The organism is Komagataeibacter diospyri (assembly GCF_006538165.1).
GTDB lineage: Bacteria > Pseudomonadota > Alphaproteobacteria > Acetobacterales > Acetobacteraceae > Komagataeibacter > Komagataeibacter diospyri.
The window spans coordinates 18,529-33,934 of record NZ_BDLU01000066.1; the positions used below are offsets into that span (position 1 = coordinate 18,529).

The following is a 15,406-nucleotide window of genomic DNA, read 5'->3' on the forward strand; positions in this document are numbered from 1 at the left end:
ACCGTACCTGCCCAATTGTGAACTGGCCCATCATCATGAACGAACTTCTTCTTTCCCCGCCGTCCAGGAAACCCGCCCTCTCAGGGGATGCGGCACTGGCCCTGCTCCATGACGCGACCGAGGCCATTGTCGTTGTCAACGACAAGAATGACATCATCTTTTTCAACACCGGGGCGGAAAAGCTGTGGGGTTATACGCAGGGTGAGGTTCTTGGCCATAACGTCAGGATGCTTGTCCCGGATTTCGTCTGGCATGAACATGATGGTCACGTTGCCCATAACCGGGAAACGGATGCCAGCACCATTATTGGCATATCACGGGAAATCATATTCGAGAACAAGCATGGCGATTACATCACTGGCGAACTGACCCTGTCATCAAGCCCCGTTGGTCCGAAGGGCGCGAAATACTATCTGGCGTCCATCAAGGCCGTAACGGAGGAAAACCATCGCAAGAAGCTGCTGGATCTGCAGAATACGGTCTTTCAGTCCCTTTCGACCGAAATGCAGATTCAGGATGTGGCTGATCTTGTCTGTCGCGAGGTTGAAAATTTCGTTCCTAATACTGTCGCCATTCTGGTCCTGATCGGTGAGGATCACCGCCTGCATGTTCTGTCGGGTCCTGGCCTGCCGCGACGTTATGCCGGGGCGCTGGAGAACGTGACCCTTTCCGATGCGGATATCATGGCCCTGTCCAATGATCTGGACGAAGCTGCGACGGTGGTGTGGGACAGCTATAAATCCCTTGGGGTTTCGCTGGGTCTCCATCATTGCTGGGCATCGGCGATCAAGGCAGGAAATGGGAAGATATCGGGAATATTCGCCCTGTTTTCACGCAACCTGAATAAAACCAGCGACTGGCCGCAAAAAGTCGTGGCAGGCTGCGTGCCCTTCTGCAGTGTGCTGATCGAGCAGTATGATGCCCGGCACCATATCTCCCAACTGGCGAATTATGATCCCCTGACGGGTTTCCTCAACCGGACCGCGATCCATAAAGTCCTGAAAACCCTGGTCGGCAAGCCGGGAGATAACCATTTTGCCGTTCTGATGCTCAATCTGGACCGTTTTCGCGACATTAATGATGCGCTGGGGCATGCCAACGGGGATGATTTCCTGAAGGCGGTAGCCATACGGATCAAAAGCCTTTGCCGTAGCCATTATATCCTCAGCCGCGCAGGCGGGGATGAGTTCGTCATCATCCTGCCTGACACAAAGGCCGCCAATGCAACGGCATTTGCCGAAACGTTGATCGCGGGCATGGAAGAACCCATCGAAATCGGGGGCAATTTCCTTGCGGCCTCGGTTAGCGTGGGGATCAGCATGTTCCCCGAAAACGGGCCGGACAGTGAATCCCTGATCGGTCATGCCGAAGCCGCGATGCGCCTTGCCAAAAAGGAAGCACGGGGCACATTCCGTGTTGCAACGCCGGAAGATCATGCAGCGGCGCAGGATCGTCTTGTTCTTGGGTCCGCCCTGCGTGAATCCCTGGCCAAGGGCTTGCTGAACCTTCATTACCAGCCACAGATCGAGGCGAAAACAGGGGAACTGTACGGTGTGGAAGCCCTGTCGCGGTGGCATCATCCGCATCTGGGCAACATTTTCCCGTCACGTTTTATCGCGGTGGCGGAAGATACCGGGCAGATCGAGGCTATCGGTGCATGGTGCCTGGAAGAAGCCTGCCGCCAGATTGTCGCATGGGACCGTGATGGTGTCATGATCCCGGCTGTATCCGTCAATCTGTCCGCCGGGCATTTCCGCAAACGTCAGTTGCCTGAAATGATTTCCAATCTGCTGACACGGTTCGGTATCGCACCGAAGCGGTTGACGGTAGAAATAACCGAAAGCGTCATGATGGATGAAAACAAGGACACGATGGATGTGCTGAATGCCATCCGTGCCCTGGATGTTGGCCTGTCCATGGATGATTTTGGAACCGGTTATTCATCGCTGTCTCGCCTGACCCGTCTGCCGCTTACGGAAATCAAGATTGATCGTAGCTTCATCATGAATCTGGAACATGATGCGAATGCGCAGGCCGTGACGACCGCCGTCATCGGGATTGGTAACCGTCTGGGTATGACGGTTGTCACCGAAGGGGTTGAAACAGAAGCGCAGTATGAACTTCTGGAAAGCCTGCACTGTGATGTCATGCAGGGCTATCTGTTCGCGAAACCCATGGCGCCCAAGGATCTTGAAGCGTGGTTCAGGCAACCACGCAAGATCATGCCAGCGATGCGCAAGGCTCTTGGTAAAAAACAGGCGCCTGGTCAGCCGAAATCAAAATAATTAACTGGAGTAATAAATATTTTTGGGTGCCGCCTTTTTTAAAAGGCGGCGTTCTTCGAATATCTAAAAAAATCTTCACCAGATTTTTTTTTAGACTTGCGGACCATTTTTCAGCGGGGTGGTAAATAGTCGGCATAAAGTATCCTGAAACCGGCTTGCTGCTGGTCTGGAAAAGAGAGAGATGCGGGTACAGGCAAGTCAAGACCGAACAGTATTCATGGGTGCCGGGTTGATGGGGTCTGCACGATAGGGAAGCAGCGCCAGCATCTGCTTCCCTGATCGGCTGACATTACCGCTTATCTGCAGTAAATGTGCCAGTTCAGGCTGTAAGGCGGGGTATATCTGTTGCAGGGGTGGCGTTGTTTACAACAGCGTAAGGGCCTCCTGCCAGAATTTCGATGCAGAGCAGGCCCATGGAAGTAGCGCGATGCGTAGTACCCAGATGCAGGGATGACTGACCATCTGTCCATCGGCAGGGGACATTGGATGGTGCGTACCAGCCATCGTACCACCCAGATGGTGCATTTTGTGCAAGATGCGTCGTGATGGCACGGACGGCATTGCCTTCAAACAGTTTGATATCCTTGACCAGAACACCCAGTCGGCGACGGTCATCCACATAGGGGCCGATTGTATCCGACGGGCGGCTGGTACGGGACATGATGCGTACGTCCTGCACACCCGGGGGAATCATGAAAAAGACAAATCCGTTGGCGGCGCGTATCTGTTTGATGACGGCATTTGTTTCCGTCAACAGGTAAAGTGCCGGATCATCACTCAGGACAGGGGCTTCAGATACGTTTTCCCGGCCTGCTGCAATGGCCCGCGCCGCAATCTGGCGAAAAAGGGGTTCAACAAAAGCCTGACTGACGCCAAGCGGGGCTGCAGCATCATGTAACCAGTTACGGACCTTTTCCCCGATCCGGATGATATTGTCAGCCTGCTGGAAGGCGCGGCGGTTCCCGGTATCAAGATAGCTTTCGGTCATTACGCCATCGGCCATGATGACAGAATGTTCTTCCGTCTCGATGTGATGGTAATCATAGGAAGTGATTGAGCGGTCATAAAAAATCGACCGTCCGTTGACCAGCATGCGGGCAGGGATGAACCGGCTGTCCAAAAACAGGCAATGTTCAGCAGTTACCAGCATGTCCTTATAGGGCACGCCGTCGGCAATGGCGTTTGGAAGGATACGCACGGGATATCCCGCTTCATCATCGGGCATGCCCGCACGCACATTCGCCCGTGCCTTGCCTGCCCATGTGACCTTGCGCGGGATCTGCTGACCGTCCACCCAGGCCATGACGTCATCATTTTCCCGGATATCCTCCACCGCGACCGTGCCGGAGGGGGTGGAGATCATTGAACCCGGCAGGAAACAGACCAGAACACCCGTATCGCCTGTGCTGTTTACGGGGGTGGTGCTGATATACAGGTTCCCGTCACTGGTTGACTGGAACAGGTTGTGCTGGGTCGCGTAATCGTAAAAATCACCCTGAACCTGAATGGTCTGGCCGGTGGTTGTGACGATATTGGTGTCACTGCCGGATTGCGATACGGAAGAAATGGCGGTTGCATTTGGAATTTCTATGGTTGCGCCCGGCTGGTCAAACCCGGTGATGCTGGGGAATTCCAGAATGGATACGTTGGACCCGGGGGTGATGACCAGTGTTCCACCACCCGTTCCGAAATTGACCGTTGACCCCCCCAGTGCGGCGATGGCATCGGCCCCCTGCACCTGGTTGATCATCAACGTGCCACCATTTTCAATATTATAGGTGGTACCGGACAGGGCTGAAATGGCATCTTCGCCCGCCAGCGTAACCGTTCCCCCGTTCGCGGTAATCGTGGTACCAGTCAGGGCGGAAACAAGGGACCCGTCGGTTCCTGTCAGTGTGACATGTGCTCCGTCCTCGGACGTTACGGAATAGGGGCTCAGCAGGCCTATTACGGTCGGGGCGAAGGAAAGGGTTGCATTGACATCACTCCCTTCGAACGTAGCGCTTCCTCCGCCTACACCAGCAACACCCAATACCCATAATGCCGGAGCAAGGACATAGTCACCGCTGGTGTCGACGGTATTCCCGTATGCATAAAGAATGGTCGAATCAGGCATTTTTATTTATCCTTATGCACTTATGTATTTATTTTAAAATTATGATGACGGATTTTTATTTTCATGAATGACATGGCTGACACCTTTTTCTGGAGCGATTGACACCGGAAAGTCCATAAAATCTGAATTCGCAGTCTATTTTATAAAAATGATCAATCCGTAAACGAACGGCCACAGCCTGCTACCATGGGCATGAAAACAGGCTGGTTGTCCCTGAGGGAAATGGGTAGTCTTGCCGTCATGCTTCATATATGTCCGTGCCATCCGGTGGATGGCGGGGCTGTTCTTCAGGAGCGCGTCCCGGCCTGTTCCTGTTCTGCAATGTTACGGATCCTGCGGTGCAGGGTGGACCGGCTGACACCCAGCATGCGCGCGGCGACCGCAACCTTGCCACGTGCGCTGGCCAGCGCCGTATGGATGGCCATGGTCTGCGCTTCGCGAAGTGGTGCGGTCGGGGCAGGGGTGGCCGTATCATCAAGCAGGCACATGCTGACATCCGTCAGGGGCGGGATGCCCATCTGCGCGCGTGCGGCATGGGTTGCGCCCACCACGTGCCGGTCGCGATCCAGTGCGACCAGCGGGACGGACGCGCCCACTGCATTGCCCAGCAGCATGATGGCGTGGCCCCGATACCGGTCCATGAAACAGGTCTGTTCGATCTGGTGCGCCGCCTGCAGCAGGTTGGATGCGATCAGCACGCCCAGGCTGCCGTCAGGCGATGGACGGAACGAACTGGCATTCAGCGCGCCCGCCATCCGACCCGATGCATCATAAACCGGCGTTGCAATGCCCGCCAGACCATGCAGGCTACTGCGCCAGTGCTGGTTGCGATGCACGCTTATGCTGCGTTGTTCGGCAAGGCATGTTCCGATGCCGTTTGTCCCGGCATGACGTTCATTCCATACAGCACCGGGCCAGAAATGCCATCTGCGGCAACCGCGCCGGAGGGCGCCGGCTGCCTGATGCGTCAGCACGATGCCATCCATGTCCGACAGCATGACGGTATAGCCCACCGGGGCAAGGGCTGCATGCAGTCGTTCCATTTCCGGCCCGGCAAAATGCAACAGTCGTCCCATGTGCAGACATGCCTGTCGCAGTTCCGCGCCCGATAAGACATCCGGCAGGGGGGCGGCAGCGGGGTCAAGGCCGTACTCATGCTGGCAGCGATGCCATGAGGCATCAAGCCCGGTCTGGACCATGGCCATGGCGGAAAAGGTCAGGTCAGGACGCAAAAAGCCGGGACCACGCAGCATGCTGTTTCTTTGCGTTCAGTGTTTCAGGAATGCTGGCGGGTAAACACCTGCCCGAGTGTCGCGGTTTCGCGACACTTCGTACGCCCCGTGTCACATGGGCGTGAAGGGACCATGGTGTATCCTTGTCCGCAATGGCGCAATGCGTGTGTGCTGCACACAGCCCGGCGGCATGCACGGACGCAGTGCCGCGGGACCAGAAAAAACAGGGGAAACAACCATGCAAATAGCGCGTGAAACGCTGCTGCGCTCCTACCGGGCGATGCGTACCATCCGCATGTTCGAAGAGCGCCTGCATGTTGAATTTGCCACGGGGGAAATCCCTGGTTTCGTGCATCTGTATTGTGGTGAGGAAGCATCCGCCGTGGGCGTGTGCGCCAACCTGACGGATAACGACACCATAGCCAGCACCCATCGGGGTCATGGCCACTGCATTGCCAAGGGCGTGGGTGTGGCGGGCATGATGGCTGAAATCTATGGCCGCAGCACCGGCGTATGCCGTGGCAAGGGCGGGTCGATGCATATTGCCGACCTTGCGTGTGGCATGCTGGGGGCCAACGGGATCGTGGGTGGCGGGCCGCCACTGATCTGCGGGGCGGCGCTGTCGCACAAGACCCTGCGTGACGGCGGGGTGGCGGTGGCGTTCTACGGTGACGGGGCGTCGAACGAGGGATCAACACTCGAAAGCCTCAATCTCGCCTCCGTATGGAACCTGCCCGCCGTGTTCGTGGTGGAGGACAATGGTTATGGCGAGGCCACCGCCGCATCCTATGCCTGCGCCGGCACCCAGCAGGCGCGGGCGGCGGGGTTTGGCATGCCCTATCTCGAATGTGACGGGTCGGATTATTTCGCCGTCCATCAGGCGTCAGGCGAGGCGATCGCCCATGCGCGTGCAGGCAAGGGGCCGGTCATGCTGCATGTCCATCTGGCGCGCTGGTACGGGCATTTTGAAGGTGACGCCATGACCTATCGCGCAGCGGATGAAGTGACCAACGCCCGGCGCGACCATGACTGTCTCAAGCTGTTCCGTACGCGCGTGACGCAGGCAGGCCTGTTTGAAGACAGTGAACTTGATGAAGTCGATGCCGCCGTCGCGGACGAGATCGAGGCCGCCGTGGTGCAGGCCAAGGACGACCCGCTGCCCCAGTCTGCTGATCTGCTGGCGGATGTGTATGTCCGTTACTGATACGTATCCCCAGGAGGCTGCCTGGAAAGCCAGATCAGGAAACATCCTGCAATCATAAGGAAGTTTCTGGTGAAGATTTTTCAAAAAGCTTCAAGGAAGCCACCTTCTTGAAAAACGGTGGCACCCGGAAACTTTTATTTTTTATCACCAAGTTGTTTTTCGAACAGCCTCCAATGCACGGAAGAAATGAACCATGAGCAAGAAAAGCTTTCGTCAGGCGATCAATGAAGCCCTGCGGCAGGAAATGCGCCGGGATCCCACCGTCATCCTTATGGGTGAAGACGTGGCCGGCGGACGTGGCGGATCGGCTGGCATAAAGGACGCATGGGGCGGCGTGCTGGGCGTGACCAAGGGATTGCTGGAGGAATTTGGCGACACCCGCGTGCTGGACACGCCCATTACCGAAGCATCGTATATCGGGGCCGCCGCAGGTGCCGCCGTGACTGGCCTGCGCCCGGTGGCGGAACTGATGTTTGTTGATTTCGTCGGCTGCTGCCTGGACCAGATCATGAATCAGGCAGCCAAGTTCCGCTACATGTTTGGTGGCAAGGCGCGGACCCCGCTGGTGATCCGTGCCATGTTTGGCGCAGGCTTCAATGCCGCCGCCCAGCACAGTCAGGCGCTGTATCCCCTGTTTACCCATATTCCCGGCCTGAAGGTGGTCATCCCGTCCTCACCCTACGAAGCCAAGGGGCTGCTGATTTCGGCCATCCGTGACGATGATCCCGTCATCTTCCTTGAAAACAAGGTGATGTATGATGAGGAGGAAGACGTGCCGGATGAACCCTATGCCATCCCGTTTGGCGAAGCCAACCTGACGCGGGAGGGACGCGATGTCACCATTGTCGCCTTTGGCCGCATGGTCGGACTGGCCAATCAGGCGGCTGACCGGCTGGAAAAGAAGGGCATAAGCTGTACTGTCATCGACCCGCGCACGACCTCCCCACTTGATCGCGACACCATTCTGGAATGCGTGGCCGATACAGGGCGGCTGGTGATCGTCGATGAATCCAGCCCGCGGTGTAACATGGCCACCGATATCGCGGCCCTGGTGGCGGAAGAAGCATTCGATACCCTGCGCGCGCCCATCCGTCGCGTGGTGCCGCCGCATACGCCGGTTCCCTTCGCCACCGTTCTGGAAACGCTCTATCTGCCCAGCGTGGACAGGATCGAGGCTGCCGTGACCGCCACCATGGCCCACCGCGTAGTGGAGAAAGTCTGACATGACCCATGACATAACCCCCATCACCATGCCCAAATTCGGGTTGGCCATGACTGAAGGCAAGATTGCCGGGTGGATGGTCGAACCAGGTGCCGCAATAAAAACCGGCGATGAACTGGTTGATATCGAAACCAGCAAGATCACCAATGCCTTTGAAAGTCCTGTCACAGGCACGTTGCGGCGGCAGGTCGCAAGTAACGGGGAAATGTTGCCCGTGGGCGCGTTGATTGGCGTGGTAGCCGATCCGGCGGTGCCCGATACGGATATTGACGCCTTCATTACCCGTTTTCAGGCTGACTTTGCCGCGTCATCCGATACGCAGTCGGACAATGCCGCTGTTGATGAACCGGTCATGATGACAGTCGGCGATCATACCCTGCGCGTGCATGAACGTGGGGAAGGCGACGGCACGCCCCTCCTGTTGATCCATGGGTTTGGCGGTGACCTGAAAAACTGGATGCTCAACCACGCAGCCCTTGCGCGCGGGCGGCGCGTCATTGCCTTTGACCTGCCGGGACATGGCGAATCATCGAAGGATGTCGGGCCGGGCACGCTGGCGTTCTTCGCGGATGTCGCGGCGCAGCTCCTGGCGCAGCTCAAGATCAGGCAGATGCATGTCATGGGGCATTCGCTGGGCGGTGGTATTGCGCTGACGCTGGCGCATACTGTTCCGCAAAGCGTGGCTTCGCTGGTGCTGGTGGCGCCTGCCGGGCTTGGGCCGCAGATCAACATGGACTTCATCAACGGTTTTATCGAAGCCGATCGCGTGCGCGCGGTGCAGGACGTGCTGAAATACCTTGTGCATGACAAATCACTGATCGGACGGCGCATGTCTGATGATGTGCTGCGCTACAAACGGCTGGATGGGGTGCAGACCGCTCTGCGCACGGTGGCGGATGCCTGTTTCCCGGGCGGACATCAGGGTGATGACCTGCGTCCCGTGCTGGCGGGGGAAGATGTCCCGGTAACGGTGATATGGGGCAGGGAGGATGAAATCCTGCCCGCGACACAGGCCGATGGCCTGTCATCTTCGGTTGAACGGCATATCCTGCCTGATATCGGGCATATGCCACAGCTTGAATGCGCAGATAAGGTCAACGAAATGGTGGAAGACTTCATGAAATCAAAAGTCATCGCCACGTAAATACAAAGGCCGTTCCAGGATGGCGTGCAGGTTTCAGCCTGCATTGCCATCCTCGGCCAGGAGGCTGTTTCAAAACAGCCTATTGGGGAAGTAATAAAAGCTTTTGGGTATCGCCTTTTTTCAAACAGGTGGAGTTTCCCCGGACACTATATTCAATTATTCACTTCAGATCCCCCTTATGAAGTGCAGGTTCTTTCACGGAAGCACGGAAACGGTCCTGTTCTACAGGTAATGGTTTTGAATTTGGAATGATGGCGGATACTGTTCCTGTTCTGCCAGTAATGTTCTGTAATATATCGAAATGACGGAAAAATTTCTGTGATTGCAGGTCACCAGAAGGTGTCCCACCCATACTTGCCATGCCATCCCCGATGTGTATTCACTTGGGACATAACAAAGCGGCAAAGCAAGAATAGCCGGACTGGAAAACCAGTGACGGCATGGGAATAATAATAATGTTTGTCGGAATTGATCTGGGCACCTCCGCCCTCAAGGCCGTTCTGGTCGATAGCCACCAGCATGTCATAGGCAGCCATTCCTATCCGCTGCGTGTCAGTTCCCCGCACCCGGGATGGAATGAACAGGCGCCACAGGACTGGTGGACGGCCCTGCTGGGGGTTATGGACGCGCTGGCGGCGGCCCATCCCGGAGAAATGGCACAGGTTACGGGCATGGGCCTGTCCGGTCAGCAGCATGGTGCGGTCCTGCTGGGGCGGGATGGCGATGTGCTGCGTCCGTGCATCCTGTGGAATGATGTGCGCGCCGCGGCGCAATGCGCGGAATTCGAGCGCCGGTTTCCAAAAAGTCGTGAAATATGTGGTAATATCGCCATGCCGGGTTTTACCGCGCCCAAGCTGATATGGGTGGCGGAACATGAACCGGAGGTCTTTGCCGCGACCCGTCATGTCCTGCTGCCCAAGGCATGGCTGCGTTATCGCATGACCGGCGACATGATCGAGGACATGTCGGATGCGGCGGGTTCGCTGTGGCTGGATGTCGGCCATCGCTGCTGGTCCGATGATGCGCTGGCGGCAACCGGCCTGCGGCGTGACAACCTGCCCGCGCTGGTGGAAGGCACGGCACCCGCGGGCATGCTGCATGAAACCCTTGCCCGACGCTGGGGCATGAATACACGCCCGGTCATGGCGGGGGGCGCCGGAGATAATGCTGCGGGTGCGGTGGGACTGGGGGCGGTCAGGGCCGGGTCGTCTTTCCTGTCGCTGGGTACGTCGGGCGTATTGTGGGTGACAACCGACCGGTTTCGGCCGCATCCACAGGGGGGCATCCATGCTTTCTGTCATGCCGTGCCCGAGACATGGCACCAGATGGGGGTGACGCTGTCGGCTGCGTCCTCGCTTGCGTGGTGGGCGCGTACGACCGGCATGGCGGAGTGCGATCTGCTGGCGGAACTGCCCGCGCGCATCACGCGTCCGTCGCCCGTTGTTTTCCTGCCCTACCTGTCGGGGGAGCGGACCCCCCATAATGACGGCCGTATTCGCGGCATGTTTGCCGGCCTGTCCCCCGGCACTACGCGCGCGGACATGACGCAGGCCGTGCTTGAAGGTGTCGCCTTTTCCTTTCGCGACGTGGTGGATGCGCTGGCGGATGCCGGTTCAATCGTGACGCAGGCCGATGTTATTGGCGGCGGGTCCAACAGCCGCACATGGGTTTCCATTCTGTCCAGCGTCACGGGCCTGTCGCTGCACCGTCTGGCGCATGGGGAACAGGGGGGCGCATTCGGCGCCGCCCGCCTGGCCCGCATGGCCGTCACGGGGGAGGCGGTGGATACCGTCTGCCTGCCACAGCCGCGTGCGGAAACGCTGGTTCCCGATCCTGACCTGACTCACGCCTATGCCGCGCCACTGGCGTTCTACCGCAGGCTTTATCCTGCCCTTCGTTCCACAATGGACGTGCGGTCTGCCTGAATGGGCATGCTGTCATGCCTGTGGCATGTCCCGATCGGGTAAAAGGCTGTTATAGGCCTATAATGACCATGCCGACCATATCGTCATGAACAGGGGGGGAACGGAGAGCATTATGAAGACAGGTTTATTTCACAAGGCATTATATCCCGTATGTGCGGCCACCATGCTGGGGCTTCTGCCCCCCGTGGCGGCGGTTGCCCGCGACAGTGTGGACCATGGCGCGGCCCCATCGGGGAATATTGGCGTTGTCGCGCGCTTTTACGACATGCAGCCGTCGGGCATCGCAACCCTGCCCGATGGGCGCATCGTGCTGGCCTTTCCGCGCAGTGCTGCCGACCATAAGGGACCGCGTCTGGGTGTACTGGAGAAAGGCAAGGCTGTTCCCTTTCCCGATGCGGCAACGCAGGCGCGTTTTGTCTCCCCTCTTGGGATGACGGTGGATGCAACCGGTCGGTTGTGGATCGTGGATGAAGGGATCGTTGCCGGACAGACAGCACAGGCCGCCCCGGCGCTGATCGGGCTGGATGGGCATACCGGGCAGATCGTGGCGACCATACCGCTGGGCGCGGGTGCCACGCGGTCCGACAGCCATGTCAATGACGTGCGTGTGGACATGACGCATGGCGCGCAGGGCACGGCCTATGTCAGTGATACATCGCTTATGGACCATCCGGCGATCATCGTGGTCGATATCGCCACCGGGCACGCGCGGCGCGTGCTGGAAAACGCTCCTTCGACCCGTGCGGAACCAGGCTTCGCCATGGAACTGGACGGACAGATGCTGCGTTATGACATGGCGCACCCGGCCATGGGGCAGGGGGGCATTGATGGCGTGACGCTGAGCACGGATTCAAGCCGCCTGTACTGGCAGCCCCTGTCCAGCCGCAGGCTTTACAGCGCACCCACGGCCCTGCTGTCCGACCCCGCCGTCAAGTCTGCGCAACTGGAACGCGCCGTGCAGGACGAGGGGGAAGATGCGGTGGTCGATGGCATGGCCACAGGCCCGGATAATACCCTGTATCTGACGGACATCGAACGTCACGCCGTGCTGCGCCGCACGGCTGATGGTCATCTGTCCGTTGTCGCGCATGACCCGCGCCTGGTCGCCCCGGATGGACTGACCCTGAAAGATGGCGCCCTGTGGCTGACGGTAGGCCAGTGGGGGCGGCTACCCGTATTCCATGACGGTCACGACATGGAAGAGCGGCCATGGCTGGTGGTGCGCATTCCCCTGAAATAAGCCTGAAGGGCAAGCTGGAAAGAACGCATAATAATGGCGCATGACAGGCAGACGACCCCTGGATCCGGTATTGTGAACCTCATTGCGGGTGTGGCCGCAACGGGTGGGTTACTGTTCGGTTACGATACCGGTATAATTTCCGCAGCACTGCTGCAGATTACCACTGATTTTACCCTGGGCACGCTGGGACAGCAGGTCGTGACATCCGCCATCGTGGCCGGTGCGCTGGGGGGCTGTCTTGTGGCGGCCCCGCTGTCGGACCGGCTGGGGCGGCGTTACATGATCATGTTCGCGGCCCTTGTGTTCATTGTCGGCACTCTGGTTGCGTCGCTGGCACCCGGGGTGGCGGTGCTGGTCTGCGCGCGCTTCATCCTGGGGATGGCGGTGGGCATGTGTTCGCAGATCGTGCCGGTCTATATTGCGGAAATCGCCCCACGTGAAAAACGCGGGCAGATGGTGGTCCTGTTCCAGCTTGCGGTTGTGTGCGGTATCCTTGTTTCCTTCATTGCGGGGTATCTGTGCCGACACCAGTCATGGCGGCTTATGTTCGGGCTTGGCATCGTGCCTGCCATCATCCTGTTTGTCGGTATGTCGGTCCTGCCACGCAGTCCGCGCTGGCTGGCCATGAAAGGAAACCTTGAAGGCGCGTTCGAAGTACTGCAGCGCCTGCGGCGTGACCCGCAGGCCGCGCGGATCGAACTGGATTCCATTGTCGCGATGCATGATGAGCAGGCACCATGGTCCGCATTGCTGCAACCATGGGTGCGCCCGGCAGTAATCGCATCGGTCGGGGTGGCGTTATTCTGCCAGATTACCGGAATTAACGCGGTGTTGTATTATGCCCCCACCATTTTTGCAGGCGTTGGCTTTGGGCAGGCGTCCGCCCTGCTGACCTCCATTGCCATCGGGGTCGCCATGGTGCTGTCCACTGCGTTTGGCAGTTGGGCGGTTGATGCATGGGGGCGGCGGAGGCTGCTGCTGCGGCTTATTCCCGGTGCGGTTGTCTCCCTCATGGTACTGGGCACAATGTTTGCCATCGGGTCAACCCATGGCATCAATACATGGATAACGGCAGCGGCAGTGGTCAGTTATGCAATATTCAATGTGGGCAGCCTGTCTGTCGCCATATGGCTGGTGGGGGCGGAGGTCTACCCCCTGTCGTGCCGCAGCAAAGGTATGAGCCTTGTCGCGGCGACACACTGGACAGCGGACCTGCTGATTTCGCTGACCACGCTGTCACTGGTGCAGGCGCTGGGGGCAGCAGGCACGTTCTGGATGTATGCCGCGATCAATCTGCTCGCTTTTGTTTTTGTCTGGCGTTATGTGCCCGAAACGCGCGGGCGATCACTGGAAGAAATCGAAACGGCCCTCAAGGCGGGTACGTTCAATACCCTGACCTGACTGACTGTGCGGGCATAATACAAAGCAAAAGTTCATGGATGCCGCCGTTGTTAAGGCAGCGTTTCGCGATGGTTTTTGAAAGAATATTTCCCAGAAACGTCCTTATGATATGCAGGGTGTTTCAGACAGTCTCTGATAATATGGGCATGGCGGGACAATAAAAATGTCCCGCATGTTCTGATTGCGCAGGAAGTAGTAGGTATACTTTGTAAAAGGGCATTCAGGGGTGAAGATGTCCACGTGCAGGTTCCAGAACAGGGGCACGCAGACGTGGCGCCGGGACAAGTAGTGGCGTTTCGGGGGGCAGGAGATGATGCAGGATCTTTTCCCCAATGGCGGTCTGCCATAGCCACAGGCTATTGACCTGACCACGGAAACTGGCTTCGCCCCCCATCGCCCCTGTGGGACGGAACCCCGATGCCAGGCCCAGGCCAAACAGGCCCGGAATTTCCTTTCCCGTTGCATCCAGGATACCGCATTCCGCACCGGTCAGGCAGCCATCGGGTGCATCGGCAGACAGGGCAATCGGACGGTCATACGCATCCATTATGGTGATACGGCGGGGGCGGTAGCCAAAGCAGGCGATAATGGCATCGGCATTATCAACAATGGCCTGTACTTCCGCATGATTATCGTCCGTTATCTGCACATCACGCAGGCGGGGTTCGGGCGGGGCATTGGCAATGCCCATCAACTGCATGGCCAGATTACGCGAATCATAACGCAGGCCGCCAAAGCGGTAAACAAACTGGCTGACCGGGCAGATATCATCTTCATGGAATTCCGTATATCCATCAGCCACGGCTTCTTCCGCCGTACGGTAAAACAGTTTCAGGCGGGATTTGTGCAGTAGTGTCAGGTTGCCTGGCACGAGTCGGTCCGCCATGTCACGCATTATGACGCGTGCGGCAGACAACGCACTGCTGGCACCCCCGATCACGGCAATCCTGGGATTTTCCTGTTCTGCCGTCATGGTGCGTAATCTGGCGATGCCATCGGGGGACAGCAGGGCGTCGGACTGCATGACCCTGCCTGCATGGCGGGGCAATAGGGGACTATCCCCCACTACTTCATCATGCAGCCGCTGTTCCGGCTGGTGTGCGCCCATTGCCAGTACGACCTTGTTGGCGATGACGTGTTGCGTATGTGCCCCATCGCTGGAGATAAGGTAACCCCGCCATTTACCTTCCACGTTCTGGTGCAGGCTTTTCAGTTGCCATCCGGTCAGTATCCGTGATGCTGGATGGGCCGTGATGAGGGTTGTCAGTACCTGCCCCACCATATCCAGAAAATCCGCGACAACACGTAACGGCAATGGGAGCCTGCCCCGGCTGCGTATCATTGCCACCAGTGGATGGTAGGTCAGGCGCGCCAGTTCGGGCACCGGATTGTCCGTTATCGCATCAACGAATGTTTCCGCCGCACTGTCGGAATTGATGACATAGCGCCCCAGCATGCCCGAACCGATATGCGGCCCCCGCTCAACCAGCGTCAGGCCTTCATCCAGCAGGCGTGGCAGTTCGCCTATGCGTGATGCAGCAAGCAGGACGGCAATGGCGGCGGGGCCACCACCGACAATAAGGACGGGCGTTGTTGTATCTGTGGACATGGCTGCATGTATCCGTTTTCCATAGGTG

11 protein-coding genes are annotated in these 15,406 nt (G+C 58.3%); 7 read left to right on the forward strand and 4 right to left on the reverse strand.

The features are described from left to right. Positions 1-35 precede the first annotated feature (35 nt). The gene (locus MSKU9_RS15890) at positions 36-2,285 is read left to right on the forward strand and encodes an EAL domain-containing protein (protein WP_227001123.1); all 2,250 of its coding nucleotides are present in this window, start codon (positions 36-38) and stop codon (positions 2,283-2,285) included. A gap of 319 nt (positions 2,286-2,604) precedes the next feature. On the opposite strand, the gene MSKU9_RS15895 is transcribed toward MSKU9_RS15890, so the two are convergent. Beyond that, positions 2,605-4,401 carry a Hint domain-containing protein gene (locus MSKU9_RS15895; RefSeq protein ID WP_141262356.1) on the reverse strand — a complete coding sequence of 599 codons (1,797 nt, stop codon included), beginning with the start codon at positions 4,399-4,401 and terminating at the stop codon, positions 2,605-2,607. A gap of 287 nt (positions 4,402-4,688) precedes the next feature. Beyond that, entirely contained in the window at positions 4,689-5,654 is a 966-nt protein-coding gene (locus MSKU9_RS15900) for a helix-turn-helix domain-containing protein (RefSeq protein WP_141262357.1), read from the reverse strand. Positions 5,655-5,871: 217 nt separating this feature from the next. Between MSKU9_RS15900 and MSKU9_RS15905 the strand changes: the two genes are divergently transcribed. The 3 genes from MSKU9_RS15905 (at position 5,872) to MSKU9_RS15915 (ending at position 9,203) form a co-directional block, all read left to right on the forward strand. Then, positions 5,872-6,837 carry a thiamine pyrophosphate-dependent dehydrogenase E1 component subunit alpha gene (locus tag MSKU9_RS15905; protein WP_141262358.1) on the forward strand — a complete coding sequence of 322 codons (966 nt, stop codon included), beginning with the start codon at positions 5,872-5,874 and terminating at the stop codon, positions 6,835-6,837. Positions 6,838-7,030: 193 nt separating this feature from the next. Next, a complete protein-coding gene (locus tag MSKU9_RS15910) occupies positions 7,031-8,059 on the forward strand; it encodes an alpha-ketoacid dehydrogenase subunit beta (protein ID WP_141262359.1) in 1,029 nt (342 codons plus the stop codon). Between the two features lies 1 nt (position 8,060). Beyond that, on the forward strand, positions 8,061-9,203 hold the full coding sequence (locus MSKU9_RS15915; protein ID WP_141262360.1) for an acetoin dehydrogenase dihydrolipoyllysine-residue acetyltransferase subunit: 1,143 nt from the start codon (positions 8,061-8,063) through the stop codon (positions 9,201-9,203). Positions 9,204-9,363: 160 nt separating this feature from the next. Here the strand turns inward: MSKU9_RS15915 and MSKU9_RS15920 are convergent, their stop codons facing one another. Beyond that, positions 9,364-9,555: a hypothetical protein gene (locus tag MSKU9_RS15920; RefSeq protein ID WP_141262361.1), complete on the reverse strand. Its 192-nt coding sequence runs from the start codon at positions 9,553-9,555 to the stop codon at positions 9,364-9,366. A gap of 103 nt (positions 9,556-9,658) precedes the next feature. Between MSKU9_RS15920 and xylB the strand changes: the two genes are divergently transcribed. The 3 genes from xylB to MSKU9_RS15935 all read left to right on the forward strand — a co-directional run bounded on the left by xylB (position 9,659) and on the right by MSKU9_RS15935 (position 13,769). Further along, complete coding sequence (gene xylB / locus MSKU9_RS15925; protein WP_141262362.1) at positions 9,659-11,128, forward strand: xylulokinase; 1,470 nt, start codon at positions 9,659-9,661, stop codon at positions 11,126-11,128. 112 nt (positions 11,129-11,240) lie between these two features. Next, a complete protein-coding gene (locus tag MSKU9_RS15930) occupies positions 11,241-12,368 on the forward strand; it encodes an L-dopachrome tautomerase-related protein (RefSeq protein ID WP_141262363.1) in 1,128 nt (375 codons plus the stop codon). A 33-nt stretch (positions 12,369-12,401) separates the two neighbouring features. Then, entirely contained in the window at positions 12,402-13,769 is a 1,368-nt protein-coding gene (locus tag MSKU9_RS15935; protein ID WP_141262364.1) for a sugar porter family MFS transporter, read from the forward strand. 220 nt (positions 13,770-13,989) lie between these two features. Here MSKU9_RS15935 and MSKU9_RS15940 read toward each other — a convergent pair whose 3' ends face one another. Then, positions 13,990-15,378 carry an FAD-dependent oxidoreductase gene (locus MSKU9_RS15940; RefSeq protein ID WP_141262365.1) on the reverse strand — a complete coding sequence of 463 codons (1,389 nt, stop codon included), beginning with the start codon at positions 15,376-15,378 and terminating at the stop codon, positions 13,990-13,992. Positions 15,379-15,406 lie beyond the last annotated feature (28 nt).

Excerpts from the sequence above, each read along its gene's own strand:
- MSKU9_RS15940 (WP_141262365.1), bottom strand. The coding sequence starts at position 15,378 with ATGTCCACAGATACAACAACGCCCGTCCTTATTGTCGGTGGTGGCCCC.
- MSKU9_RS15895 (WP_141262356.1), bottom strand. The coding sequence starts at position 4,401 with ATGCCTGATTCGACCATTCTTTATGCATACGGGAATACCGTCGACACC.
- MSKU9_RS15935 (WP_141262364.1), top strand. The coding sequence starts at position 12,402 with ATGGCGCATGACAGGCAGACGACCCCTGGATCCGGTATTGTGAACCTC.
- MSKU9_RS15905 (WP_141262358.1), top strand. The coding sequence starts at position 5,872 with ATGCAAATAGCGCGTGAAACGCTGCTGCGCTCCTACCGGGCGATGCGT.
- MSKU9_RS15930 (WP_141262363.1), top strand. The coding sequence starts at position 11,241 with ATGAAGACAGGTTTATTTCACAAGGCATTATATCCCGTATGTGCGGCC.
- MSKU9_RS15900 (WP_141262357.1), bottom strand. The coding sequence starts at position 5,654 with ATGCTGCGTGGTCCCGGCTTTTTGCGTCCTGACCTGACCTTTTCCGCC.
- MSKU9_RS15910 (WP_141262359.1), top strand. The coding sequence starts at position 7,031 with ATGAGCAAGAAAAGCTTTCGTCAGGCGATCAATGAAGCCCTGCGGCAG.
- MSKU9_RS15915 (WP_141262360.1), top strand. The coding sequence starts at position 8,061 with ATGACCCATGACATAACCCCCATCACCATGCCCAAATTCGGGTTGGCC.
- MSKU9_RS15920 (WP_141262361.1), bottom strand. The coding sequence starts at position 9,555 with ATGGGTGGGACACCTTCTGGTGACCTGCAATCACAGAAATTTTTCCGT.
- MSKU9_RS15890 (WP_227001123.1), top strand. The coding sequence starts at position 36 with ATGAACGAACTTCTTCTTTCCCCGCCGTCCAGGAAACCCGCCCTCTCA.
- xylB (WP_141262362.1), top strand. The coding sequence starts at position 9,659 with ATGTTTGTCGGAATTGATCTGGGCACCTCCGCCCTCAAGGCCGTTCTG.